The following is a 24699-nucleotide window of genomic DNA, read 5'->3' on the forward strand; positions in this document are numbered from 1 at the left end:
GGCTCCCGGGAGACTCGAATCGCGACCGGATCGGTCTCCTTTTACCGGGTCATGGACGCCTGTCCCACATGTCGACCGGAACATCTCATGATCCGGACGCCCTCTCCCATGTCACGTCCCGCCGTGACAACCTCTTCAGGTGATCGCCCCCGGGTTCCGCCTCTCGTGTCGGTGCATGTGCACCCTCACTGCGGACCTGTGCGTGTGCTGCTGTCCGCGGAGCAACTGACCCCGCCCCTCGTCCCCCCGGGCGCGCGGTCTGCGTCCGATGACCGCTTCCCCCAGCGGTGGGTGCAGGCGCACGTCCACGTTCTCCCGGAGATAACGCCCCTATGGCGCAGACCAGGATCGCCCCACCCGCCGCTCGTGCCGAGGGTCAGTGGGCGTTCGACCAGAAGGAACCGCTGAACGGCAACGAGCTGTTCAAGCAGCAGGACGACGCGCTCAACGTTCGGCAGCGCATCGAGGACGTCTACTCCCGCGAGGGCTTCGCGAGCATCGCGCCCGAGGACCTGCGCGGACGGATGCGCTGGTGGGGGCTCTACACGCAGCGCAAGCCCGGCATCGACGGCGGCAAGACCGCCACGCTGGAGCCGCACGAGCTGGACGACGAGTACTTCATGCTCCGGGTGCGCTGCGACGGCGGCGCGCTGAGCCTGCAGCAGCTGCGCACCGTCGCGGACATCTCCGTCGAGTTCGGCCGCGGCACCGCCGACGTCACCGACCGGCAGAACATCCAGCTGCACTGGATCCGCGTCGAGGACGTCCCGGAGATCTGGCGCCGGCTCGAGGCCGTCGGGCTGAGCACCCAGGAGGCGTGCGGCGACTGCCCGCGCGTCGTCCTCGGGTCCCCCGTCGCGGGCGTCGCGGCAGACGAGATCATCGACGGCACCCCGGCCGTGCGCGCGATCGTCGACAACTACATCGGCGACCCGCGGTTCTCCAACCTCCCCCGCAAGTTCAAGACCGCGATCAGCGGCTCGCCGCACCACGACGTCGCGCACGAGATCAACGACGTCGCGTTCGTCGGCGTGGTGCACCCCACGCTCGGCCCCGGCTTCGACGTGTGGGTCGGTGGCGGCCTGTCCACCAACCCGAAGCTCGGCGTCCGCCTCGGCGCGTTCGTCACGCTGGAGCAGATCCCGGACGTCTGGGTCGGCGTCGTGAGCATCTTCCGCGACTACGGCTACCGCCGGCTGCGCACGCGTGCGCGCCTGAAGTTCCTCGTCGCCGACTGGGGACCCGAGCTGTTCCGGCAGGTGCTGGAGGGCGAGTACCTCGGCTACACGCTGGAGGACGGCCCCGAACCTCCCCCGCCGCCCAGCGGCCGTCGCGACCACGTCGGCGTGCACCCGCAGAACGACGGGAACTTCTACGTCGGCATGGCGCCCACGGTCGGTCGGATCTCGGGCGAGCTCCTGCAGCAGCTGGCCGACCTCGTCGAGGCCGCCGGGTCCGACAAGGTCCGGCTGACGGTCGAGCAGAAGATCGTCGTGCTCGACGTGGCGCCGGAGAAGGTGGACCCGCTGGTCGAGCAGCTCGAGGCGCTGGGCCTCCCGGTCCGGTCCGCGAGCACGTTCCGCCGCGGCACCATGGCGTGCACCGGGATCGAGTTCTGCAAGCTCGCGATCGTCGAGACCAAGGCCCGGGCCACGCACGTGATCGGCGAGCTGGAGCAGCGGCTGCCCACCTTCGACCAGCCGATCACGATCAACCTCAACGGCTGCCCCAACTCGTGCGCCCGCATCCAGACCGCCGACATCGGCCTCAAGGGCGCGCTGGCGGGCGGCGAGGACGGCTACCAGGTGCACCTCGGCGGCGGGCTCGGCCTGACCAGCGGGCTGGGGAAGACGCTGCGTGGTCTGCGTGTCCCGGCCGAGGAGCTTCCCGACTACATCGAGCGCGTCACGCGCAAGTTCGACGAGCAGCGCCTCGAGGGCGAGCTGTTCGCGCAGTGGGCCCAGCGGGCGGACGAGGAGGACCTGCGATGAGCGGAACGTCGGGCGAGCGAGCGGTCCCCTACTACTGCCCGTTCTGCGCGAGCGAGGACCTGTGGCCGGCCGGCGAGACCCACGGCCAGTGGGAGTGCCGCTCGTGCACCCGCGCGTTCGCGCTGAAGTTCGTGGGGCTGGTGGCGCGCTCATGACGACCACCACGGACCTGCAGGAGCTCGCGGAGCAGGCCGGCCGCGACCTCGAGGGCGCCCACCCCGCCGAGATCCTGCGGTGGGCCGCGCAGACGTTCGGCACCGACCTGGTCCTCGCGTCCTCGATGGGCGACGAGGTGCTCGTGCACATCGCGGCCGAGGCCGTGCCGGGGATCGACGTGATCTTCCTCGACACCGGCTACCACTTCGCCGAGACGCTGGGGACGCGCGACTACTACGCCGACTTCACGAACGTCTCGCTGCGCACGATCCTGCCGCTGCGCACGGTCGCCGAGCAGGACGCCGAGCACGGCGCCGCGTTGCACGACCGCGACCCGAACCTGTGCTGCGCGCTGCGCAAGGTCGAGCCGCTGGAGCGCGGCCTCGCGCCGTACACGGCATGGGTCACCGGCATGCGCCGCGAGGACGCCCCGACGCGCACCGACATCACGGTGGTCGGCTGGGACGCCAAGCGCGGCAAGGTCAAGCTCAACCCCCTGGCCGCGTGGACGCAGGACGACGTCGACGCCTACGTCGAGGAGCACCACGTGGTGCTCAACCCCCTGCGCCAGGCGGGTTACGCGTCCATCGGCTGCGCCCCCTGCACGCGCGCCGTCGCCCCTGGTGAGGACCCGCGCGCGGGTCGCTGGTCCGGTACCTCCAAGATCGAATGCGGGTTGCACACATGACGGCACTGTCCGAGCGCTCGGCGCTCACGCAGCTGGACGCCCTGGAATCCGAGGGCATCCACGTCATGCGCGAGGTGGCCGGCGAGTTCGAGCGTCCGGTGCTGCTGTTCAGCGGCGGCAAGGACTCCATCGTCATGCTGCACCTGGCCCGCAAGGCGTTCTGGCCCGCACCCGTGCCGTTCACGCTCATGCACGTCGACACCGGGCACAACTTCCCGGAGGTCATCGAGTACCGCGACCGCGTGGTGGCGGAGCACGGGCTGCGACTCGTCGTGGCCAGCGTCCAGGACGCCATCGACGACGGCCGCGTGGCCGAGCGTGCCGACGGCTCCCGCAACCCGCTGCAGACCGTCCCCCTGCTCGACGGCATCACGGCGAACAGGTTCGACGCGGTCTTCGGCGGCGGTCGTCGCGACGAGGAGAAGGCCCGCGCCAAGGAGCGGGTGTTCTCCCTGCGCGACGAGTTCGGCCAGTGGGACCCGCGCCGGCAGCGACCGGAGCTGTGGGACCTCTACAACGGTCGGCACAAGCCGGGCGAGCACGTGCGCGTCTTCCCGCTGTCCAACTGGACCGAGCTGGACGTCTGGCGCTACATCGAGCGCGAGCAGATCGAGCTCCCGGCGATCTACTACTCCCACCAGCGCGAGGTCTTCCTGCGCGACGGCATGTGGCTGGCCCCGGGCGGCTGGGGCGGTCCGCGCGCCGGCGAGACGCTCGAGGTCCGCACGGTCCGGTACCGGACGGTCGGCGACATGAGCTGCACCGGCGCCGTCGAGTCGACGGCCTCGACGATCCCCGAGGTCATCACGGAGGTCGGCGCCAGCCGGCTCACCGAGCGGGGCGCCACCCGCGCCGACGACCGCGCGTCCGAGGCCGCGATGGAAGACCGCAAGCGCGAGGGCTACTTCTGATGAGCACGACTTCCCAGACGATCGAGGAGACCTTCACGGTGACCCAGCACGCGACGCGGGACCTCCTGCGCCTGGCCACCGCCGGCTCCGTCGACGACGGCAAGAGCACCCTGATCGGCCGGCTCCTGTACGACACGAAGTCGGTGCTGGCCGACCAGCTCAGCGCGGTCGAGGCCGCGACGCTGGCCCGCGGCGGCGGCGAGGTCGACCTGGCGCTGCTCACCGACGGTCTGCGCGCCGAGCGCGAGCAGGGCATCACGATCGACGTGGCGTACCGCTACTTCTCGACCGCCACGCGCGCGTTCGTGCTCGCCGACACTCCCGGCCACGTGCAGTACACGCGCAACATGGTGACCGGCGCGTCCACGGCCGAGCTCGCGATCGTGCTGGTCGACGCCCGCAAGGGGGTGCTCGAGCAGACCCGTCGGCACGCCACGATCACGGCGCTCCTGCGGGTCCCGCACGTCGTGCTCGCCGTGAACAAGATGGACCTGGTCGACTTCGACGAGGCCACGTTCCGCGCGATCGCCGACGAGTTCACCGCCTACGCGCTCAGCCTCGGCATCCCCGACGTCACGGCCGTCCCGCTGTCGGCGCTCACCGGCGACAACGTGGTGGACCGCTCCACGCGGACGCCCTGGTACGACGGCCCGACGCTGCTGGAGCACCTCGAGTCGGTCCCGGTGGGCCGCGACGCGCTGTCCGAGCCGTTCCGGTTCCCCGTGCAGGTGGTCATCCGCCCGCGCACGCACCTGCACCCCGACTACCGCGGCTACGCCGGGCGGGTCGCGTCCGGGGTGGTGTCCGTCGGCGACGAGGTCACCGTCCTGCCGTCGGGCAAGCGCAGCACCGTGGTCGGCATCGACACGTTCGACGGACCGCTGACCGAGGCGCACGCACCGCAGTCGGTGACGCTCCGCCTCGCCGACGACGTCGACGTGGCCCGCGGGGACGTCCTCGTCCCGACCGCCGCGACCGTCGACGTCGGCTCCGACCTGGAGGGCACCGTCTGCTGGCTCGCCGAGAAGCGCAGCGTCCTGGGCGCCCGCCTCCTGGTCCGCGTCGGCACCCGCACGGTCCGTGCGCTGCTGCGCGAGGTCAACGCCCGGCTCGACGTCGACACGCTCACCGTCGAGGCGTGGGACGGCGTGGACACCCTGCACGCCGTGGACGCCACCGACACGTCCTCGGACATCCCGCCGCGCGCGCTGACGCTCAACGCGATCGGCCGGGTCAAGATCCGGCTGGCCGAGCCGATCGTGCTCGACGAGTACGCGACGCACCGCCGGACCGGGGGCTTCCTGCTGGTCGACCCCGCGGACGGCACCACGCTGGCCGCCGGGATGATCGGCGCGACCCTGCTCGACCGGCTGGCGCCGACACCGAACGACGAGGACGACTGGTTCGCCGGGGCCGGCATATGACCAGCCCCCAGCACCCGCTGTTCCTCGACGTCACCGGTCGGCGCGTCGTCGTCGTCGGGGGCGGTCCGGTCGCGGCCCGGCGTGCCGCCCGGCTGGTCGAGGACGGAGCGGACGTCCTCGTCGTCGCCCCGGCACTGTGCGAGGACCTCGCCGACCACGCCGCTGCGGGCCGCGTCACCTGGCGGGCGCGCGACTACCTGACCACCGACCTCGACGGCGCCTGGCTGGTGCACACCGCGACGGGCGACCGCACGGTCGACGACGCGGTGGCCGCCGACGCCGAGGCCGTGCGGCTGTGGTGCGTGCGGGCGGACGACGCGAGCGCGTCGAGCGCCTGGACCCCGGCCGTCGCGCGGGCCGGTGACGTCACGGTCGCGGTCGGCACGGGCGGCGATCCCCGCCGTGCGGTCGCGCTGCGCAACGCCGTCGCGCTCCTGCTCGACACCGGTGAGCTCCCTCTGCGCCACCACCGACCGAGCACGGGCCGCGTGACCCTCGTCGGCGGTGGGCCGGGCGACCCCGGGCTCATCACGACGCGTGGTCGGCGCGCGCTGGCCGAGGCCGACGTGGTCGTCGTCGACCGGCTCGCCCCCCGAGCGCTGCTGGCCGAGCTGGATCCCGCCGTCGAGATCATCGAGGCCGGCAAGTCCCCCCACGCGCACACGCTGACGCAGACCGAGATCAACGCCGTGCTCGTCGAGCGCGCCCGGGCCGGTCACCGCGTGGTGCGGCTCAAGGGCGGCGACCCGTTCGTGCTCGGCCGCGGTGGCGAGGAGGTGCTGGCCTGCGTGTCGGCCGGGGTCCCGGTCGAGGTCGTCCCGGGCGTGACCAGCGCGCTCGCCGTGCCCGCCGCCGCCGGCATCCCCGTCACGCACCGCGGGCTCGCCCGCCAGCTCACGATCCTCTCCGCACACGACGCGACACCCGACTGGGATGTGCTCGCACGGCTCGACGGCACGCTGGTGCTGCTCATGGGCGTCGCGCAGCTGCCGTCGCACACACGGGCGCTGCTGGCGCACGGGAAGGACCCGGGCACCCCCGTCGCCATCGTCGAGAACGGGACGCTGCCGGGGCAGCGCACCACCGTCGGGACCCTCGCGAACATCGCGGACCTCGCGCGCGAGCGCGGCGTCGGGAACCCGGCGGTCGTGGTCGTCGGTGACGTCGCCGCCCTCGCGGACGTCCTGGCCTAGGTTGGCGGACGTGCCCGACCTGCCCGCGCTCGACGTCCTGCTCCCCGCCGACGCGCCCGCACGCCTGCTCGCGCCCCGCTCCGACGAGGCCGAGCTGATCGCCCTCTTCACGGACCCGCCGACGTCGGGCGTCCACGTGCGCGCCAACATGGTGAGCACGGTCGACGGCGCCGCGACGGGTGCCAACCGGGTCAGCGGCTCGATCAACGGCCCCGCGGACCTGCGCGTCTTCCGCGTGCTGCGCGCTCTGGCGGACGTGGTCCTGGTGGGCGCCGGCACCGTCCGCGCGGAGCGGTACACACCGCTCGACGTCCCCGCCGAGCTGCGGGCGGCGCGCGCGACGCTCGGTCGTCCCGACGCGCTCGAGCTCGCCGTCGTCACGGCGAGCGGCGAGCTCCCGGACTCCCTGCTCGACACCGACCGTCCGCCGCTGGTGCTCACCACCTCCTCGGCCCCGTCGCTCGACGCGCTCCGGTCCCGCCTCGGCGAGGACCGGGTGGTCGTCGCGGACGGCGGCGTGCCCGGCGCCGTCGATCCTCGCGCCGTCGTCGCAGCCCTGCGCGAGCGCGGCCTGTTGCACGTGCTGGCCGAGGGCGGTCCGACGCTGCTGGCCCAGCTGGTGGACGCGGACCTGGTCGACGAGCTGTGCCTGACGTGGAGCCCGCAGCTGGTCGGCGGGCCCGCCGCGCGCATCAGCCACCTGCCGACCTGGTTCGCGCCACCGCGTGCGCTGACCCTGGCGCACCTGCTCCACGCGGACGGCGTGCTGCTGGGTCGCTGGCGGGTGGCTAGGCTCGGCGCGTGACCGACACGATCATCGTCCTCACGGAGGACACCCTCGCCAGCGCCGACGTCGAGAAGCTGCTCGCCCTGCACGAGGGCGAGACGTACGCGTACCGCGTCCTCGTCCCGGCGGACACGGACCGCCCGCTCGTCTCCACGATCATCGACAACCTCAGCCTCGGCGAGCTCAAGGAGGCGTGGCACCGCGCCCTCGGCAAGGAGCCGTCGTCGCACGAGGCGAAGGCCACCGCCGACGAGCAGCTCGCCGGCAGCATCGCGGCGTTCGTCGCCGCCGGTCGGGAGGCCACCGGGTCGGTGGTCGACGACGACCCGCTGCCCGCCCTGCGGAGCGCCGTCGCGGACGGTGACGTGGTGGAGGTGGCCGTCGTCACCTACCCGCACGCGGTCGAGGACACGTTCCACCGCGACTGGGCCTCGCGGGCACGCGAGGAGCTCCGAGTCCCCGTCCTGCACCTGTACTCGGGAACCAGCGAGCTCGGCTGACGCACGGCGAAGGGCGACGCACCCGCACGGTGCGCCGCCCTTCGCCACGACAGGCCTCGACCCGCGTCGTGGCGGGTTAGAACCCGGTCTCGGTGACCGTCGGGTAGTACCGGCGGAACTTGCGGACCTGGTTGACCAGCGCCATCGCGACGTAGAGGCGCCGCCGCGGCGACAGGTCGCCCTTGTACGCCAGCGGGTGCGCGACGGCCTTCGCCTTCATGAGCCGCCGCACCCGCGCCGCCAGCTGCGGGTCGCGCACGTAGCGGAGCAGCAACCGGTGCGGGACCACGGAGTAGAGGATCTCCTTGTCGACGACCACGGGCGCGACCGAGCGACCCTCGACGGCGTCCTCGACGACGAAGCGCATCGGGTTGGCGCCCGCAGCGGTCACGTAGTAGTTGTTCCGGCCGATCCGCGGGTTGACCTCGAAGAACCGGAACTGCCCGGTCCGCGGGTCGACCTTCACGTCGAAGTTGGCGAACCCCCGGTACCCCGTCGACGCGAGGAACGTGCGCGCCTGCGCGAGCATCGGGTCGTCGCGGTACGTGATCATCGCCGCCGGGTTCCCGAGCCCGGACGGCGTGTGCTCCTCGAGCAGCACGTGTGCCGAGGCGAGCAGCGTGATCTCACCCCGCGAGTCGACGTAGGCGGTGATGGACCGCATCTGCGTGTCGTCCCCCGGTACGAGCTCCTGCACCACGAACCGCCCGCGGTACCCCGCCGTGCGCAGCGCCTCCCAGAGCCACGCGAGCTCGTCGGGCGTGGCGATCTCGAAGACCTTCTTCTTGCCCTCGAACTCGACGTCCTGGTAGTCGGCGCTGCTGGCCGCCTTCGCGATCAGCGGGTACTCGAGGTCGACCGTGACGGCCTCCCACGGCTCGGCGGAGCCGAACTCCTGCACCAGCGTCCGCGGCACCGAGATGCCGAGGTCGTCGCAGACCTGCGCGAACGTGGCCTTGTCCGAGATCTGGTCGAGCAGGTGCTCGGACAGGAACGGGACGACGTAGTACTGCTCCAGCAGCGCGCGGTGCTGGACGACGACACGGACCAGCCAGTCCGAGTTGGCCATGAGCAGCAGCCGGCGGTCCGGCATCGACTGCGCGACGGCCACCAGCCGGTCCACCAGCTGGCGGGGGTCGTGGCCGTCGTCGACGATCTCGTGCCGGACGATGCGCGAGTGCGCGACGGGCCCGAGGGCCGCACCGGCGACGACGACCGACGTGACGCCGTAGGCCTCGTGGAACGAGCGGGCGAGGGCGTACACGCCGATGTCGGCGCCCAGGATGACGGGCTGCAGCGGCCCGGAGGCCGCTGCAGCCGATGACCCGTCGCTCACGCCGTCTGCTCGGAGCGGTCGCCCGACCAGGTGGTGTGGAACGTGCCGTCCTTGTCCGTGCGGCGGTACGTGTGCGCACCGAAGAAGTCACGCTGCGCCTGGATCAGGGCTGCGGGCAGGCGCTCGGCGCGGACACCGTCGTAGTACGCGAGCGACGACGAGAACGCCGGGGTGGGCACGCCGTGCAGCGCCGCGCCCGAGACGATCCGGCGCCACGCCTCGACACCGTTGCCGACCGCGCCGGTGAAGTACTCGTCGGCGAGCAGCAGGGGCAGGTGCGCGTCGCGCTCGTACGCCTCGGTGATGCGGTTGAGGAAGCGGGCGCGGATGATGCAGCCACCCCGCCAGATGCGGGCCATGGCACCGCGGTCGATGTCCCAGCCGAACTCGGCGCTCGCCGCGGCGATCTGGTCGAAGCCCTGCGAGTACGCGACGACCTTGGACGCGTACAGCGCGAGCCGGACGTCCTCGATGAACGCGTCGCGGTCGGTGACGTCCCACGCCGTGGTGTGGGCCTGCAGGACGCCGGCGGCGGCCGTGCGCTGCGGCACCGAGCCGGACAGCGCGCGGGCGAACGTGGCCTCCGCGATACCCGTGATCGGCACGCCGAGGTCCAGACCGTTCTGCACGGTCCAGCGCCCGGTGCCCTTCTGCTCGGCCTGGTCGAGCACGATGTCGACGAACGCCGACCCTGTCTCGGCGTCGACGTGCTGCAGGACGTCGGCGGTGATCTCGATGAGGAACGACTCGAGGTCGCCGGTGTTCCAGTCGGCGAAGATCTGCCCGATCTCCGCGGCCGAGGCACCCAGCCCCTGGCGCAGCAGGTCGTACGCCTCCGCGATGAGCTGCATGTCGGCGTACTCGATGCCGTTGTGGACCATCTTCACGAAGTGGCCGGCGCCGTCGGGACCGACGTACGTGCAGCACGGCACGCCGTCGACCTTGGCCGAGATCTTCTCGAGGATCGGGCCGAGCGACTCGTAGGACTCCTTCGTGCCGCCGGGCATGATCGACGGGCCGAGCAGCGCACCCTCCTCACCGCCGGAGACGCCCGAGCCGACGAAGTGCAGGCCCTTCTCGCGCAGTGCGGCCTCGCGCCGGATGGTGTCGGGGAAGTGCGCGTTGCCCGCGTCCACGACGATGTCGCCCTCCTCCAGGAAGGGCACCAGCTCGTCGATGACCGCGTCGGTGGGACCGCCGGCCTTGACCATGACGACGACCTTGCGGGGCCGCGCGAGCGACGCGACGAAGTCCTCGACCGACTCGGACGGGACGAACACGCCCTCGTCGCCGTGGTCCGCGACGAGCGACTCGGTCTTGGCGTACGAGCGGTTGTGGATCGCCACGGTGAACCCGTTGCGTGCAAAGTTCCGGGCGAGGTTGCGGCCCATCACCGCCAACCCCGTGACACCGATCTGCGCGGTTCCGGTGGCGGTTCCTGAGGCGACCATGCGGGAGAGCTCCTTCGATCGACGGCCCGGCTCGTGTCGTGCCGCGGCAGCGAGCGCAGCGCGCGCACGTGGGGGCACGTGCGGGCGCCGGTCGGGCAGGGCGACGTCCGGGGGTTCTGGGTGCGCGGTCAGCCTAGTCCGGTGCGCACGGGCACGGGCGGGCGCCCGGACGGCGAGACGGGTGCGGTTGCGCAGCCGCTCGCCCCGCGTAGCGTCGGTGCTGCTCGACGACGACGTCGAAGGGGACAGCCATGGATGCGCGCACGCAGACCGAGCAGATCCGGACCGACCCGGACCTCCCTCCGGTCGCCGTCCTCGAACGGGGTCCGATGCCCGCGTCGCGGCGCGTCCTGTTCACCGTCGTCGCCCTCGTCGGCGCGGTCGCGTGGTCGGTGGTCGCCCTGGTGCGCGGCGAGGCGGTCAACGCGGTGTGGTTCGTGTTCGCCGCGGTGTGCACGTACGTCATCGCGTACCGGTTCTACGCGCGGCTCGTCGAGGCCAAGATCGTGCGTCCGCGCAACGACCGGGCCACCCCGGCCGAGCTGCACGACAACGCCAAGGACTTCATGCCGACGGACCGGCGCGTGCTGTTCGGGCACCACTTCGCCGCGATCGCCGGTGCGGGGCCGCTGGTCGGGCCGGTGCTGGCGGCCCAGATGGGCTACCTGCCCGGCACCGTCTGGATCATCGTCGGCTGCGTCCTCGGCGGCGCAGTCCAGGACTACCTGGTGCTCTCGATCTCGGTCCGTCGCCGCGGCCGCAGCCTGGGTCAGATGGCGCGCGACGAGCTCGGACGCTTCGGCGGCGTCGCGGCGCTCGTCGCCGTGTTCGTCATCATGATCATCATCATCGCGGTGCTGGCGCTCGTGGTGGTCAACGCCCTGGCGGAGAGCCCGTGGGGCGTCTTCTCCATCGCGATGACGATCCCGATCGCCCTCTTCATGGGCGTCTACCTGCGCTTCCTGCGTCCCGGCCGCATCTCCGAGGTCACGGTGATCGGCGTCGGGCTGCTGCTGCTCGCGATCGTCTCCGGCGGCTGGGTGGCCGAGACGCAGTGGGGCCAGGACTGGTTCACGCTGAGCCCGGTGGCGCTCGCCTGGTGGCTGGCCGCGTACGGGTTCGCGGCGTCGGTGCTGCCGGTGTGGCTGCTGCTCGCGCCGCGCGACTACCTGTCGACCTTCATGAAGGTCGGCGTGATCGTGCTCCTCGCGGTCGGCATCCTCATCGCGCGGCCGGAGGTGCAGGCGCCGGCCGTGTCGACGTTCGCGCGCAGCGGCGACGGCCCGGTCTTCGCCGGCACCCTGTTCCCGTTCCTCTTCATCACGATCGCCTGCGGGGCGCTGTCCGGGTTCCACTCGCTGATCGCCTCGGGAACCACACCGAAGCTGCTGGAGAAGGAGAGCCAGGCGCGGCCCATCGGGTACGGCGCCATGCTCACCGAGTCGTTCGTCGCCGTGATGGCGCTGATCACCGCCGTGATCATCGACCAGCACCTCTACTTCGCGATGAACGCCCCGGCCGGCGCGACGGGCGGCACGGCCGAGACGGCGGCCGAGTACGTCAACGGTCTCGGACTGAGCGGCCCACCGATCACCGCCGAGGAGATCGAGCGTGCCGCCGAGGTGGTCGGCGAGGAGTCGGTCGTGTCCCGGACCGGCGGTGCACCGACCCTCGCGTTCGGCATGTCGCAGGTGCTCAGCTCGGTCTTCGGCGGCACCGGGCTGGCCGCGTTCTGGTACCACTTCGCGATCATGTTCGAGGCCCTGTTCATCCTGACCACCGTGGACGCGGGCACCCGCGTCGCGCGGTTCATGCTCTCCGACAGCCTGGGCAACATCGGCGGACCGCTGCGCAAGTTCCGCGACCCGTCCTGGCGCGTCGGCGCCTGGATCTGCTCGGTCGTCGTCGTGGTCCTCTGGGGCGCGATCCTCCTGATGGGGGTCACCGACCCGCTCGGCGGGATCAACACCCTCTTCCCGCTCTTCGGGATCGCCAACCAGCTCCTCGCCGCCATCGCCCTGACCGTCGTGACCGTCGTCGTCGTCAAGAAGCAGCTCTACCGCTGGGTGTGGATCCCCGCCGTCCCCCTGGTGTGGGACCTGGTGGTCACGATGACCGCGTCGTACCAGAAGATCTTCTCCAGCGAGCCGCGCATCGGGTACTGGGCGCAGCACCGGGCCTTCCAGGACGCGAAGGCCGCGGGCGAGGAGACCTTCGGCGTCGCGACGTCGCCCGAGGCGATGGACGCCGTGATCCGCAACACGGCCATCCAGGGGACGCTGTCGATCATCTTCGCCGTCCTGGTGCTGATCGTCGTGGTGGTCGGCGCGGTCGTGATGGCGCGGTCCGTGCGCGCCGGCGGCCTGCCCACCACGGAGGAGCCGGACGAGCCGTCGCGGATCTTCGCGCCGCGCGGGATGGTCCCCACCGCCGCCGAGCGGGAGGTCCAGGCCCTCTGGGACGAGCGCGAGCGCGAGGGCGCCGCGACGGGAGCAGGGCGGTGAACCCGCGCCGCGTCCTGCACCCGATCCTGCGGGCGGGCCGGGCGGTGCGCTGGTACACGGCCGCACTGCTCGGCGAGCAGGACTACGCCCGCTACGTCGCGCACGTCGCGCGGGTGCACCCCGGCACCGACCCCGGGTCGGAGGCGGCCTACTGGCGTGCACGCCACGCGGAGCAGGACGCGCACCCGGGGGCGCGGTGCTGCTGACGTCACCGGGACCCGGCCTCGACGGACCGGCCCGCCACGGCGAGTCGTCGGACCATGAGGACGGCGAACGGGAGCAGGACCAGGTAGAGGATCTGGGCCCGGCGCAGCGGGTCGTCGACGAGCTTGGGGGCCGACTGGCCCGGCAACCCGAGGACGGCGCCGTGCGAGCGGCGTGCCGGACACGCGTACAGACTCCCCCACCCGTACGCTCCACAGCGTGACACCCGCTGGTCCGGACGACGTCCCCGCCGAGTTCGTCAACGCGCTGCGCTCGTTGCGCCGGGTGACCGTCCGTCCCGAGGTCGTCCTCGACGAGGTGCCCGGCCCGGCCCGCATCGCCCCGTTCTCCGCCGCGCTCACCGCCGAGGTGCGCACGGCCCGCCGTTCCGTCGCGGCGGCTGAGCTCGCGTCCGGCCGGTTCGTCGTCCTGTACGACCCTGCGGGCCAGGAGGCCTGGGAGGGCCGGTTCCGTCTGGTCACGCTCGTGCGGGCGACGCTCGAGGCCGAGGTCGGCGCGGATCCGCTGCTCGCGGAGGTGGCGTGGACCTGGTTCACGGACGCCCTGGAGGAGTCGGGCCTCGACACGCACGCCGCGGGCGGGACCGTCACGCGGGTGCTGTCGCAGAGCTTCGGCGCCCTGGAGCGTCGCTCGGAGCAGACGGAGCTGGAGATCCGCGCCTCGTGGACCGCTGCCGACGAGGACCTGGGGCCCCATCTCCAGGCCTGGGGCACCCTGCTGTGCACCGCAGCAGGGCTCGAACCACTGCCCGACGGCGTCATCGCCTTCGGGCCGAGACGCTGATCCCAGGCTCGGGGGGGCCCGCACACAGGATCCGGCTCAAGTCAACAGGTCACGATGCCGATGACTGGCACGTGACCATCGAGCCCTTGCGACGCGACCTGGCCCCGGCCCGACGGCCCGAGCTCAGGCCCTCCGTGGCTGGCTCGCGCACTCCTCCGCCCTCCGCGCAGCAGATGTGCGTCGTCGTGACCGAGGTGGCCGACGGCGACGGCGCTCCCCTGGTGCGCAACCTGCGCCGCCGCGGCGCCCCTCGCGTCGTGGTCCTCACCCGGCGCGCCAGCCGTCCCGAGCTGGGCATCCTGCTCCAGGGCGGCCTGCGCGGCGTCGTCGCCGGCTCCACCGCGCCGAGCCTGCAGCGCGCCGCCGTCGCGGCCGCTCCGCCTCCGCCGCTGCCCGAGCTGACCGCACGCGAGATCAGCGTCCTCAAGCTCGTCGCCGACGGGCGCACCAACCGCCTCATCGGCGAGGACCTGGGCCTGTCGGCCCTCACCGTGAAGAGCCACCTGGCGCGGATCTCGCGCAAGCTCGGCACGGGTGACCGCGCGGAGCTCGTCGCCATCTCCATCCGCGGCGGCGTGCTCGCCTGACCTGCCTGTACAGACGCCGTCGGGGTGGAAGTACCCCACGGCGCGCGCGGCCTGCACAGAAGCGTCGGCGTCGTCGCTTACCGTGGTCCTCATGCGACCCGAGGTGACCACCGGCGACCCTGCCGAGGGGCCCGTGCCGCCTCCGAGCACCGCTCCGGAGGCCGAGGTCGACCTCCCCCAGATCACGATGCTCACCGAGCCCGCCGAGGGCATCCCGCCCGTCGTCGAGACGGCCGAGGCCCTGGCCGCTGTCGTCGCCGCCTTCGGCGCCGGCACCGGGCCCGTGGCCGTGGATGCCGAGCGCGCCTCCGGCTACCGCTACGGCCAGCGGACCTACCTGGTGCAGCTGCGGCGCGAGGGCGCCGGGACGGCCCTCATCGACCCGATCGCCGTGCCGGACCTGTCGTCGCTGTCGGACGCGCTCGTCGGCGTCGAGTGGGTCCTGCACGCCGCCTCGCAGGACCTGCCGGGCCTCGCCGAGCAGGGACTGAAGCCGAGCCGGGTGTTCGACACCGAGCTCGGCGCCCGGTTGCTGGGCCTGGAACGGGTGGGGCTCGCCGCGGTCGTGGCCGATGCGCTCGGGCTGGGTCTGGCCAAGGAGCACTCCGCGGTCGACTGGTCCACCCGCCCGCTGCCGTCCGAGTGGCTGCGGTACGCGGCGCTCGACGTCGAGGTGCTCGTCGAGCTCCGGGAGGTGCTGGCCGAGCGCCTGGCCGTCGCCGGCAAGGCCGAGTGGGCGGCGCAGGAGTTCGAGGCCGTCCGCACCGCACCGCTCCCGCCGCCCCGGGTCGAGCCGTGGCGGCGGGTCTCCGGTCTGCACGCGATCCGCGACGCGCGCCGTCTGGCCGTCGTCCGCGAGCTGTGGCTCACGCGCGACCAGAACGCCCGCACCCGCGACATCTCCCCCGGCCGTGTCCTGCCCGACCACGCGATCGTCTCCGCGGCGCAGGCCCTGCCCCGGTCCGTCCCCGAGCTGACGGCGCTCCCCGCGTTCGCCGGCAAGGGCACCCGTCGCCGGGCGGCCCTCTGGCAGTCGGCCGTCGATCGTGGCCTGGCGACGCCCGACGCGGACCTGCCGTCGGTGCGCGGCCCCAAGAGCGACGCCCCTCCGCCGCCGCGGGCGTGGGCGGAGAAGGACCCGGGCGCCGCGGCGCGGCTGGCCGCTGCCCGCGACGTCATCGTCGGCCTGTCGACCACCCATGAGGTGCCGGCGGAGAACCTCCTGCAGCCCGACCTGCTGCGCCGGCTGTGCTGGACGCCGCCGGCGGTCCTCGACGTCGAGGGGATCTCCGGCTTCCTGCAGGCCGGCGGTGCACGGCCCTGGCAGATCGGGCTGGCCGCACAGCCTCTCGCCGACGCGTTCGAGGCTCTCCCGCGCGCCTGACGCCGGTGTTACTCTGGAGTAACTTACGGCTGGCTCTGCCCGGGAGACCCGGGTAGCGTCGGTCGTCGCGGGCCCGCTCTCGCGTGCTCGTCGGACACCGCCGTCCCGCCCTGGAGGCTCGATGCCCACCGCATCTCCCCGCCCCGCAGCACTGGTCCGCCGCGTCGTGTTCGTCGACGGGGTCCGCACCCCGTTCGGCCGCGCGCGCAAGGACGGGCTGTACGCCCACACCCGCGCCGACGACCTCTCGGTCAAGACCGTCCGCGAGCTGCTGCGCCGCCACCCCCAGCTCCCGCCCGAGCGCATCGACGAGGTCGCCATCGCGGCCACCACGCAGCAGGGCGACCAGGGCCTGACGCTCGGCCGCACCGTCGGCGTGCTGTCCGGGCTCCCCCGGTCGGTACCCGGGTACGCGATCGACCGTATGTGCGCCGGCGCGATGACCGCGGTGACGAACACGGCGGCCGCGATCGGTTTCGGGGCGCAGGACGTCGCCCTGGCCGGCGGTGTCGAGCACATGGGGCACCACCCGATGGGCTTCGACGCGGACCCGAACCCGCGGTTCCTGTCCGAGCGGCTCGTCGCCAACGACGCCCTGAACATGGGGGTCACGGCCGAGAACCTGCACGACAAGTTCCCCGCTCTGACGCGCGAGCGGGCCGACGCGTACGGCGTCGCCAGCCAGGACAAGTACGCCGCCGCGCTGGCCGCCGGCAAGATCGACCCGGACCTGGTCCCGGTCGCGCTGCGCGACCCGGAGAACGGCTGGGGCCTGGCCACCGCCGACGAGCCGCCGCGCCCCGGCACCACGGTCGAGGCGATCCAGAAGCTGTCCACGCCGTTCCGCGCGGGTGGCCGCGTCACCGCCGGCACCGCCGCACCCCTGACCGACGGCGCGGCGTCCTGCCTGCTGGCCGCCGAGGAGACGGCCGCCGAGCTGGGACTGCCGACGCGCATGCGCCTGGTGTCCTTCGCGTACGCCGGCGTCGAGCCCGAGATCATGGGCATCGGCCCGGTCCCGGCGACCGTCAAGGCGCTGGAGCGCGCCGGCCTGTCCATCGAGGACATCGGCCTGTTCGAGATCAACGAGGCGTTCGCCGTCCAGGTGCTGTCGTTCCTCGACGCCTTCGGGATCGCCGACGACGACCCCCGCGTCAACCAGTACGGCGGCGCGATCGCCGTGGGTCACCCGCTGGCCTCGTCGGGCGTGCGCCTGATGACGCAGCTGGCCCGCCAGTTCGAGGAGAACCCGGACGTCCGCTTCGGCCTGACGACGATGTGCGTGGGCCTGGGCCAGGGCGGGACCGTCATCTGGGAGAACCCGCACCACGCCGACTACGAGCCCTTCGAGGGGGACAGCAAGTGACTACCGAGACTCCTCGCGCTGAGCGCGTCAGCCACGCCATCGCCCGTGACGTCACCCTGCCCGGCGGCGTCGGCACGCTGGTGCTCGTCACCATCGACAACGGCCTCGACCACACCAAGCCGACGACGCTGGGCCCGCTGGGCATCGCCGAGCTGACCGCCACGCTCACGGCCGTCCAGGCGCGCGTCGCGGCCGGCGAGGTCGCCGCCGTCGCCGTCACCGGCAAGCCGTACTACCTGGCCGCCGGTGCGGACCTCACGCAGATCGGGACCGTCCCCGGGCGCGAGGGAGCGCTCGCGCTCGGCCAGGGTGGGCACAAGGCCTACGAGCTGCTGCACTCGATGGGCGTCCCGACGTTCGCGTTCGTCAACGGTGTCGCCCTGGGCGGCGGCCTCGAGCTGGCGCTGAACTGCGACTACCGCACGGTGGCGTCCGACGTCCGCGCACTGGCCCTCCCGGAGACCGGCCTGGGCCTGGTGCCCGGCTGGGGCGGCGCCTACATCGTGCCGCGGCTCGTCGGGATCGAGAAGGCGCTCGACGTCATCCTCACGCGACCCGCGGCGAACAAGCCGTTCGCCGCGGTCGAGGCCACGACGATCGGCCTCATGGACGTCGTCCTCGACCCGGCCGACTTCCTGGAGGAGTCCATCCGCTGGGCTGCCCGCGTGGTGACCGGCGAGGTCGTCGTCCCCCGTCGTGAGCTCGACAGCGCCGAGGTCTGGGACGGCGTCGTCGCGGCGGCCCGTCAGCGCCTCGACGCGGTCATCAACCGCTCGCGGCCGGCGCCGTACCGCGCGCTCGACCTGGTCGCCGCCGCGCGCACCGCGTCGCGTGAGGAGGCCTTCGCGGCCGAGGACGAGGCGCTCGCCGACCTGATCATGAGCGACGAGATGCGCGCGTCGGTGTACGCGTTCGGGCTCGTCTCCGGCGGCAAGAAGCCCGTCGGCGCCCCCGACCGGTCGCTGGCGCAGCCCGTCACCCGGGTCGGCATCGTCGGCGCGGGGCTCATGGCGGCGCAGATCGCGATGCTGTTCGCGCAGCGCCTCGGCGTCCCGGTCGTCATGCGCGACCTCGACCAGGAGCGCGTCGACAAGGGCCTCGCCGCGGTGCGGTCCTCCGTCGAGCGCCTCACCTCGACGGGCCGCATGAGCGAGTCCGCCGCGAGCAGGCTGGTCGGCTCGATCCAGGGCACGACGGACCTCGCCGAGTTCGCCACCTGCGACCTCGTCATCGAGGCGGTCACCGAGATCCTCGACCTGAAGAAGAAGGTCTTCGCCGAGCTGGAGACGGTCATCTCCCCGACGACGATCCTCGCGACGAACACGTCCGCGCTCTCGGTGACCGCGATGGCCGCCGACCTGCAGCACCCCGAGCGCGTGGTCGGGCTGCACTTCTTCAACCCCGTGGCCGCGATGCCGCTGGTGGAAGTCGTGCAGGCCGAGCGCACGTCGCTCGAGGCGCTGGGCACCGGGTTCGCCGTCGCCGCCAAGCTGCGCAAGACAGCCGTGCTCGTCGCGGACCGTCCCGGCTTCGTCGTCAACCGGCTGCTCGTCCTGCTGCTCGGCGTGATCGTGGACGCCGTCGAGAAGGGCACGCCGGTCGAGGTCGCGGACCGCGCCCTGCGGCCGCTCGGCCTTCCCATGCCGCCGTTCGAGCTCTTCGACCTGGTCGGACCGGCCGTGGGCCTGCACGTGCTGACGTCGCTGCGCGAGGAGCTGGGCGACCGGTTCCCGCGCTCGCCCGGCCTGGAGAAGCTCGTCGCCGACGGCACCACGGTGGTCCTGCCCGCGAAGGCCAAGGGACTGCCCAAGCCGGTCGACCCCGCCATCCAGGCGGTGTTCGACGGCACGGGCACCGGGGACGCCCCGCTCGACGAGGCCGGTGTGCTCGACAGCGTGCTCACCGCCCTCACGGTCGAGGTCGGGCACATGCTGGAGGAGGGCGTCGTCGCCACCCCGCAGCAGATCGACCTGTGCATGATCCTGGGCGCCGGCTGGGGCTTCCACCTCGGTGGGCTCACGCCGTACCTGGACCGCACCGGCTACTCCGAGCGCGTGCTGGGGCGCCGGATCCTGCCCGACGGCGTCGCGAACGTCCCGGCGGTCTAGAAGACGCTCAGCCCCCGGTCCCGGAACGTCGCGCGCACGCGCTCGACGAGCTCCGGGGTCGGGGGTTGCGTGTCCCCCAGCTCGTACCGCATCCCGAGCTCGTCCCACTTGTCGCGCCCCATCTGGTGGAACGGCAGCACCTCGACGCGCTCGACGACGTCCCCGAGGGCGACGATGTGGTCCGCGACCGCCTCGACGTTCTCCGGTGCGTCGGTCAGGCCGGGGACGAGGACGAACCGCACCCACGTGCGCGTCCCGCTGTCCCGCAACCGGGCCCCGAAGTCCAGCGTCGGCTGCAGAGCCCGCCCCGTGACGCGGCGGTAGGTCTCGGGCAGGCCGGACTTGATGTCGAGGAGCACCAGATCGACGTCCGCGAGCATCGCGTCGGTGCACTGGCTGCCCAGGAAGCCGGACGTGTCCACCGTGGTGTGCACGCCCATGGCCTTCGCCCCGCGCAGGAGCCGCGCGACGAACGCCGGCTGCATCAGGGGCTCTCCGCCCGAGATCGTCAGACCGCCCCCGGTCGCGGCGAACACCGTCCGGTACCGCGCGACGCGCGCCAGGATCTCGTCGGCCGTCACGTCCGTCCCGCGCCGCATCTGCATCGTGTCGGGGTTGTGGCAGTACAGGCACTGCAACGGGCAGCCGGCCAGGAACACCGTCAACCGCGTGCCGGGGCCGTCGACCGCGGTCACCAGCTCCCAGGAGTGCACGGACCCGAGGTCCCCCGCGCGCACGGCAGCCATGCGCGCGGAGTGGTCGAGCTCGACCGACGAGAGACCGGCCGTGCCGGACCTCGCTCGGGGAAGACCCAGGTGCACGGTCGGCCACGGAGCCACGTCGTGCACCTGGGTGGTCATGGTGGTCATACCGAGCCGTGGAACGTCCGGGACAGCACGTCGAGCTGCTGCTCGCGGGTGAGCCGCACGAAGTTCACGGCGTAGCCCGACACCCGGATGGTCAGCTGCGGGTAGTCCTCGGGGTGCTCCATGGCGTCCTCGAGCGTCTCCCGGTTGAGGACGTTGATGTTCAGGTGGTAGCCCGACGACATCATGTACGCGTCCAGCAGACCGACCAGGTTGGTGACCTGCTCGTCGCGCGTGCGTCCGAGACCCGTCGGGATCACGGACGACGTCAGGGAGATCCCGTCCATCGCCTCGGCGTACGGGATCTTGGCGACCGACAGTGCGGAGGCGAGCATCCCGTGCGAGTCCCGGCCGTTCATCGGGTTGGCACCCGGCGCGAACGGCTGGCCGGCGCGGCGCCCGTCGGGCGTGTCGCCCGTGGACTTCCCGTAGACCACGTTCGAGGTGATGGTCAGCACGGACTGCGTGTGGATCGAGTCGCGGTACGTGGGGGTGCGGCGGATCTTCGCCATGAACGTCTCGACCAGCCACACCGCGATGTCGTCGGCGCGGTCGTCGTCGTTCCCGTAGGTGGGGAACTCGCCGTCCACCCGGTACTCCGTGACCAGACCGTCGGCGTTGCGGACCGGGTGGACCCCGGCGTGCTTGATGGCCGACAGGGAGTCGGCGACGACGGACAGCCCGGCGATCCCGCACGCCATCGTCCGCAGCACCTCGCGGTCGTGCAGCGCCATCTCGAGTCGCTCGTACGCGTACTTGTCGTGCATGAAGTGCACGCAGTTGAGGGCGTCGACGTAGGTCTGGGCGAGCCAGTCGAGCGTGACGTCCAGCTTGGCGACGACGTCGTCGTAGTCGAGCAGGTCGCCGACGACGGCCGGCGCGGCGGGGGCCACCTGCTTGCCGGTCAGCTCGTCGCGACCGCCGTTGATGGCGTACAGCAGAGCCTTCGCCAGGTTGACCCGGGCGCCGAAGAACTGCATCTGCTTGCCGACGCGCATGGGCGACACGCAGCACGCGATCGCGGCGTCGTCCCCCCAGGACTCACGGATGAGGTCGTCCGACTCGTACTGCAGGGCGGACGTGTCGATGGAGACCTGCGTGCAGAAGCGCTTGAACCCGTCGGGCAGCCGCTCCGTCCAGAACACCGTGAGGTTCGGCTCGGGGGCCGGACCCAGGTTGTAGAGGGTCTGCAGGTACCGGAACGAGTTCTTGGTGACCAGCGTCCGGCCGTCCTCCCCCATCCCGCCGATCGACTCGGTCACCCAGGTCGGGTCGCCGGAGAACAGCTCGTCGTACTCGGGCGTGCGCAGGAACCGCACGATCCGGAGCTTGATCACGAGGTCGTCGACGAGCTCCTGGGCGTCCTGCTCGGTCAGCCGGCCCGCGGCGAGGTCACGCTGCAGGTACACGTCGAGGAACGTCGAGGTGCGGCCCAGCGACATCGCCGCGCCGTTCTGCTCCTTCACGGCACCGAGGTACGCGAAGTAGAGCCACTGGACGGCTTCCTTCGCGGTCGTCGCCGGGCCGGAGATGTCGTAGCCGTAGGACGCGGCCATGGTCTTGAGCTCGCCCAGCGCGCGGATCTGCTCGGCGTTCTCCTCGCGGTCGCGGATGACGTGCTCCGACGAGCGCTCGCGGTCCAGCTCGGCGCGGTCCTGGCGCTTGGCGGCGATCAGCACGTCGACGCCGTACAGGGCGACGCGACGGTAGTCCCCGATGATCCGGCCGCGCCCGTAGGCGTCCGGCAGCCCGGTGATGAGGTGCGCCGAGCGCGCCGCGCGCACGTCCGGGGGGTACACGTCGAACACGCCGTCGTTGTGGGTCTTGCGGTACTTGGTGAAGATCTCGCCGACGATCGGGTCGGGCTCGAACCCGTAGGTCTCCAGCGCCTTCTCGACCATCCGGTAGCCGCCGTTGGGCATGATCGCGCGCTTCAGGGGCGCGTCCGTCTGCAGGCCGACGATGAGCTCGTTGTGGCGGTCGATGTAGCCGGGCTCGTGCGACGTGATCGTCGACGGCGTGTGCGGGTCGACGTCGTAGACGCCGCGCGCACGCTCGGCCGGGAACATCGCCGCCAGCCGCGCCCACATCGCGGTCGTGCGCGGCGTGGGACCGGCGAGGAACGAGGCGTCGCCGGTGTACGGCGTGTAGTTGCGCTGGATGAAGTCCCGCACGTCGATCTCGTCCGTCCAGGCGCCTCGGGCGAAGCCGCGCCACGCCGGCTGCAGCGCGGGCTCGGTGGGGACGTTCCGGGACAGGGTGCTGGTGGACATCTGCGTGCTCCTCCGACTGTGGTCGATGCACTCGACGCTACGGAGGGAGTGATCCCATGTCTCGGGACGAAAGACCCTAAGTCCCTGATGAGCCGACCAACGGCCCGGCCACCATCCTCATGCGTGGGACGGACGACCCACGTCTCAGGCGGGCCGGCCCAGGGCGGCCAGCGTGTCCCGCGCGATGTCGGCCGGCCGCAGCCGGAGCTCGGTCACCAGCTGCTCGCGGGTGGCGTGGTCGAGGAACGCGCGCGGGATGCCCACGGCCTGCACGGGCGTCCCGATCCCCGCCTCGCGCGCCCGCTGGGCCACCAGCGACCCGAGGCCGCCGTCGACCACCCCGTCCTCGATCGTGACCACGTGGTCGTGGTCCCCCACGAGCTTGGTCAGCGCCGCGGAGACCGGCATGACCCAGCGCGGGTCGACGACGGTGACCCGCAGACCGTGCGCGGCGAGCAGGTCGGCGGTCTCGAGCGCGGTCGGCGCCATCGCGCCGTACCCGACGACCAGCACGTGCTGCGCGTCGGCCGGTCCGTCGTGCCGCGCGAGGACGTCGACGCCGTCGAGGTGGTCGATCGCGGGGACGGGGTCGACCAGCGCGCCCTTGGGGTAGCGGACCACCGTGGGGGCGTCGTCGACGTCGACCGCCGTGCGCAGCGCGTCGCGGAGCGTCTCCTCGTCGCGCGGCGCGGCCAGCCGCAGTCCGGGGACGACGCCGAGCATCGCCATGTCCCACATGCCGTTGTGACTGGCGCCGTCGGAGCCCGTGAGCCCGGCGCGGTCGAGCACGAACGTGACGCCGGCCTTGTGCAGCGCGACGTCCATGAGGACCTGGTCGAACGCGCGGTTGAGGAACGTGGCGTACACCGCGACCACCGGGTGCAGTCCCCCGAAGGCCATCCCGGCAGCCGACGTCGCCGCGTGCTGCTCCGCGATCCCGACGTCGAACACCCGCGTGGGGAACTCCGCCGCGAACGGGGCCAGCCCGACCGGCTGGAGCATGGCCGCGGTGATCGCCACCACGTCCGGGCGCCGACGGCCGATGCGCACGAGCTCGTCGGCGAAGACGCTGGTCCACTCGAACCGCGACGGCGCGACGGGCAGGCCGGTCTCGGGGTGGATCTTGCCGACCGCGTGGAACCGATCCGCGACGTCCTGCTCGGCCGGGACGTACCCGCGGCCCTTCTCGGTGATGACGTGCACGATCACGGGACCGCCGAACGCCTTCGCGCTGCGCAGCGCACGCTCGACGGCGCGCACGTCGTGGCCGTCCACCGGGCCGACGTACTTGATGCCCAGGTCCTCGAACATGCCCTGCGGCACGAGGACGTCCTTGATGCCCTTCTTCATGCCGTGCAGCGCGTCGTACGTCGCCCGCCCCGGCGCGCCCGACCGGCGCAGCGTGCGCTTGCCCCACGACAGCACGTTCTCGTAGCCGCGCGTGGTGCGCAGGGTGTCGAGGTGGTGGGCCAGACCGCCGATGGTCGGCGCGTAGGAGCGGCCGTTGTCGTTGACGACGATCACGAGCCGGCGGTCCTGCCCGGCGGCGATGTTGTTGAGCGCCTCCCAGGCCATGCCGCCCGTCAGCGCCCCGTCACCGATCACCGCGACGACGTGCCGGTCGCCCCGGCCCTGCAGCTCGTTGGCCTTGGCGATGCCGTCGGCCCAGCTGAGCGCGGTGGACGCGTGCGAGTTCTCGACGACGTCGTGCTCGGACTCCGCCCGGCTGGGGTACCCGGACAGCCCGCCCTTGCTGCGCAGCTGCGAGAAGTCCCTGCGCCCGGTGAGCAGCTTGTGCACGTACGCCTGGTGGCCCGTGTCGAACACCATGGTGTCGAGGGGCGACTCGAAGGCGCGGTGCATGGCGATCGTGAGCTCGACGACCCCGAGGTTCGGTCCGAGGTGCCCACCGGTGCGGGAGACCTGGTCGACGAGGAACGTGCGGATCTCGGCGGCGAGGTCGTCAGCCTGGCGAGACGTGAGCCGACGCACGTCCTCGGGGGAGCTGATGCGGTCGAGCTGACCCATGGTGGTGCCTCCTCCTCCGGGGTGCGGCGACGATGCCGCACCGTGCGGACGCCGAAAGCTTGTCCACACTGTAGGCCGACCCGAACCGTCCGACGCGCTGACGCAGGTCAGAGGCATGTGGAGGCACCGTGAAGACGG

The 24699-nt window shown here is 72.5% G+C and carries 21 protein-coding genes; 15 read left to right on the forward strand and 6 right to left on the reverse strand.

All coding sequences use genetic code 11. The features are described 5' to 3' along the window. Nucleotides 1-332: 332 nt before the first annotated feature. Genes ACXJKF_RS08475 through ACXJKF_RS08510 form a run of 8 tightly spaced genes read left to right on the forward strand, consistent with a single transcriptional unit; the run spans nt 333 to nt 7650 of the window. Nucleotides 333-1991 carry a nitrite/sulfite reductase gene (locus ACXJKF_RS08475; protein ID WP_456787298.1) on the forward strand — a complete coding sequence of 553 codons (1659 nt, stop codon included), beginning with the start codon at nt 333-335 and terminating at the stop codon, nt 1989-1991. Beyond that, entirely contained in the window at nt 1988-2146 is a 159-nt protein-coding gene (locus ACXJKF_RS08480) for a hypothetical protein (RefSeq protein WP_456787299.1), read from the forward strand. Before ACXJKF_RS08475 ends, ACXJKF_RS08480 begins: the two co-directional genes overlap by 4 nt. Next, on the forward strand, nt 2143-2835 hold the full coding sequence (locus ACXJKF_RS08485) for a phosphoadenylyl-sulfate reductase (protein ID WP_456787300.1): 693 nt from the start codon (nt 2143-2145) through the stop codon (nt 2833-2835). Before ACXJKF_RS08480 ends, ACXJKF_RS08485 begins: the two co-directional genes overlap by 4 nt. Beyond that, entirely contained in the window at nt 2832-3746 is a 915-nt protein-coding gene (gene cysD / locus ACXJKF_RS08490) for a sulfate adenylyltransferase subunit CysD (protein ID WP_456787301.1), read from the forward strand. The genes ACXJKF_RS08485 and cysD overlap by 4 nt, the downstream gene beginning before the upstream one ends. Continuing rightward, on the forward strand, nt 3746-5170 hold the full coding sequence (locus ACXJKF_RS08495) for a sulfate adenylyltransferase subunit 1 (RefSeq protein ID WP_456787302.1): 1425 nt from the start codon (nt 3746-3748) through the stop codon (nt 5168-5170). The genes cysD and ACXJKF_RS08495 overlap by 1 nt, the downstream gene beginning before the upstream one ends. Next, nucleotides 5167-6363, forward strand: a complete 1197-nt coding sequence (gene cobA, locus ACXJKF_RS08500) for a uroporphyrinogen-III C-methyltransferase (protein WP_456787303.1) — start codon at nt 5167-5169, stop codon at nt 6361-6363. The genes ACXJKF_RS08495 and cobA overlap by 4 nt, the downstream gene beginning before the upstream one ends. A 10-nt stretch (nt 6364-6373) precedes the next feature. After that, nucleotides 6374-7168 carry a dihydrofolate reductase family protein gene (locus ACXJKF_RS08505; protein ID WP_456787304.1) on the forward strand — a complete coding sequence of 265 codons (795 nt, stop codon included), beginning with the start codon at nt 6374-6376 and terminating at the stop codon, nt 7166-7168. Further along, nucleotides 7165-7650, forward strand: a complete 486-nt coding sequence (locus ACXJKF_RS08510) for a hypothetical protein (protein WP_456787305.1) — start codon at nt 7165-7167, stop codon at nt 7648-7650. Before ACXJKF_RS08505 ends, ACXJKF_RS08510 begins: the two co-directional genes overlap by 4 nt. A gap of 76 nt (nt 7651-7726) precedes the next feature. On the opposite strand, the gene ACXJKF_RS08515 is transcribed toward ACXJKF_RS08510, so the two are convergent. Continuing rightward, a complete protein-coding gene (locus ACXJKF_RS08515) occupies nt 7727-8986 on the reverse strand; it encodes a carboxylate--amine ligase (RefSeq protein ID WP_456787306.1) in 1260 nt (419 codons plus the stop codon). Then, nucleotides 8983-10437: an NADP-dependent phosphogluconate dehydrogenase gene (gene gndA / locus ACXJKF_RS08520; RefSeq protein WP_456787307.1), complete on the reverse strand. Its 1455-nt coding sequence runs from the start codon at nt 10435-10437 to the stop codon at nt 8983-8985. Before gndA ends, ACXJKF_RS08515 begins: the two co-directional genes overlap by 4 nt. A 251-nt stretch (nt 10438-10688) precedes the next feature. On the opposite strand from gndA, the gene ACXJKF_RS08525 reads away from it, so the two are divergent. Continuing rightward, entirely contained in the window at nt 10689-12941 is a 2253-nt protein-coding gene (locus tag ACXJKF_RS08525; RefSeq protein WP_456787308.1) for a carbon starvation CstA family protein, read from the forward strand. Continuing rightward, nucleotides 12938-13147, forward strand: a complete 210-nt coding sequence (locus ACXJKF_RS08530) for a YbdD/YjiX family protein (protein ID WP_456787309.1) — start codon at nt 12938-12940, stop codon at nt 13145-13147. The genes ACXJKF_RS08525 and ACXJKF_RS08530 overlap by 4 nt, the downstream gene beginning before the upstream one ends. A gap of 2 nt (nt 13148-13149) precedes the next feature. Here ACXJKF_RS08530 and ACXJKF_RS08535 read toward each other — a convergent pair whose 3' ends face one another. Further along, the gene (locus ACXJKF_RS08535) at nt 13150-13293 is read right to left on the reverse strand and encodes a hypothetical protein (protein WP_456787310.1); all 144 of its coding nucleotides are present in this window, start codon (nt 13291-13293) and stop codon (nt 13150-13152) included. A gap of 71 nt (nt 13294-13364) precedes the next feature. On the opposite strand from ACXJKF_RS08535, the gene ACXJKF_RS08540 reads away from it, so the two are divergent. From ACXJKF_RS08540 to ACXJKF_RS08560, 5 genes are all read left to right on the forward strand, one after another. Further along, a complete protein-coding gene (locus tag ACXJKF_RS08540) occupies nt 13365-13949 on the forward strand; it encodes a DUF3000 domain-containing protein (RefSeq protein ID WP_456787311.1) in 585 nt (194 codons plus the stop codon). 185 nt (nt 13950-14134) lie between these two features. Next, nucleotides 14135-14536, forward strand: coding sequence for a LuxR C-terminal-related transcriptional regulator (locus tag ACXJKF_RS08545; RefSeq protein WP_456787312.1), 402 nt, complete (start codon nt 14135-14137; stop codon nt 14534-14536). Nucleotides 14537-14723: 187 nt separating this feature from the next. After that, a complete protein-coding gene (locus ACXJKF_RS08550) occupies nt 14724-15920 on the forward strand; it encodes an HRDC domain-containing protein (RefSeq protein WP_456787372.1) in 1197 nt (398 codons plus the stop codon). A 121-nt stretch (nt 15921-16041) separates the two neighbouring features. Continuing rightward, a complete protein-coding gene (locus ACXJKF_RS08555) occupies nt 16042-17286 on the forward strand; it encodes a thiolase family protein (protein WP_456787313.1) in 1245 nt (414 codons plus the stop codon). Further along, nucleotides 17283-19394 (forward strand): 3-hydroxyacyl-CoA dehydrogenase NAD-binding domain-containing protein, encoded by a 2112-nt coding sequence (locus tag ACXJKF_RS08560; RefSeq protein ID WP_456787314.1) that lies wholly within the window; start codon nt 17283-17285, stop codon nt 19392-19394. Before ACXJKF_RS08555 ends, ACXJKF_RS08560 begins: the two co-directional genes overlap by 4 nt. Here ACXJKF_RS08560 and pflA read toward each other — a convergent pair. From pflA to dxs, 3 genes are all read right to left on the reverse strand, one after another. Then, complete coding sequence (pflA, locus tag ACXJKF_RS08565) at nt 19391-20254, reverse strand: pyruvate formate-lyase-activating protein (RefSeq protein WP_456787373.1); 864 nt, start codon at nt 20252-20254, stop codon at nt 19391-19393. The genes ACXJKF_RS08560 and pflA overlap by 4 nt on opposite strands. Before the next feature lie 5 nt (nt 20255-20259). Continuing rightward, nucleotides 20260-22533, reverse strand: coding sequence for a formate C-acetyltransferase (gene pflB / locus ACXJKF_RS08570; protein WP_456787315.1), 2274 nt, complete (start codon nt 22531-22533; stop codon nt 20260-20262). 144 nt (nt 22534-22677) lie between these two features. Then, nucleotides 22678-24561 carry a 1-deoxy-D-xylulose-5-phosphate synthase gene (gene dxs, locus ACXJKF_RS08575; protein WP_456787316.1) on the reverse strand — a complete coding sequence of 628 codons (1884 nt, stop codon included), beginning with the start codon at nt 24559-24561 and terminating at the stop codon, nt 22678-22680. Nucleotides 24562-24699: the final 138 nt, after the last annotated feature.

This window comes from Cellulomonas sp. P5_C5 (genome assembly GCF_054049655.1).

Bases quoted from the DNA above. Each gene is read 5' to 3' on its own strand.
- gndA (WP_456787307.1), bottom strand. From the start codon at position 10,437: ATGGTCGCCTCAGGAACCGCCACCGGAACCGCGCAGATCGGTGTCACG.
- ACXJKF_RS08480 (WP_456787299.1), top strand. From the start codon at position 1,988: ATGAGCGGAACGTCGGGCGAGCGAGCGGTCCCCTACTACTGCCCGTTC.
- cysD (WP_456787301.1), top strand. From the start codon at position 2,832: ATGACGGCACTGTCCGAGCGCTCGGCGCTCACGCAGCTGGACGCCCTG.
- dxs (WP_456787316.1), bottom strand. From the start codon at position 24,561: ATGGGTCAGCTCGACCGCATCAGCTCCCCCGAGGACGTGCGTCGGCTC.
- ACXJKF_RS08485 (WP_456787300.1), top strand. From the start codon at position 2,143: ATGACGACCACCACGGACCTGCAGGAGCTCGCGGAGCAGGCCGGCCGC.
- ACXJKF_RS08525 (WP_456787308.1), top strand. From the start codon at position 10,689: ATGGATGCGCGCACGCAGACCGAGCAGATCCGGACCGACCCGGACCTC.
- pflB (WP_456787315.1), bottom strand. From the start codon at position 22,533: ATGTCCACCAGCACCCTGTCCCGGAACGTCCCCACCGAGCCCGCGCTG.
- ACXJKF_RS08475 (WP_456787298.1), top strand. From the start codon at position 333: ATGGCGCAGACCAGGATCGCCCCACCCGCCGCTCGTGCCGAGGGTCAG.
- pflA (WP_456787373.1), bottom strand. From the start codon at position 20,254: ATGACCACCCAGGTGCACGACGTGGCTCCGTGGCCGACCGTGCACCTG.
- ACXJKF_RS08550 (WP_456787372.1), top strand. From the start codon at position 14,724: ATGCTCACCGAGCCCGCCGAGGGCATCCCGCCCGTCGTCGAGACGGCC.
- ACXJKF_RS08495 (WP_456787302.1), top strand. From the start codon at position 3,746: ATGAGCACGACTTCCCAGACGATCGAGGAGACCTTCACGGTGACCCAG.
- ACXJKF_RS08555 (WP_456787313.1), top strand. From the start codon at position 16,042: ATGCCCACCGCATCTCCCCGCCCCGCAGCACTGGTCCGCCGCGTCGTG.
- cobA (WP_456787303.1), top strand. From the start codon at position 5,167: ATGACCAGCCCCCAGCACCCGCTGTTCCTCGACGTCACCGGTCGGCGC.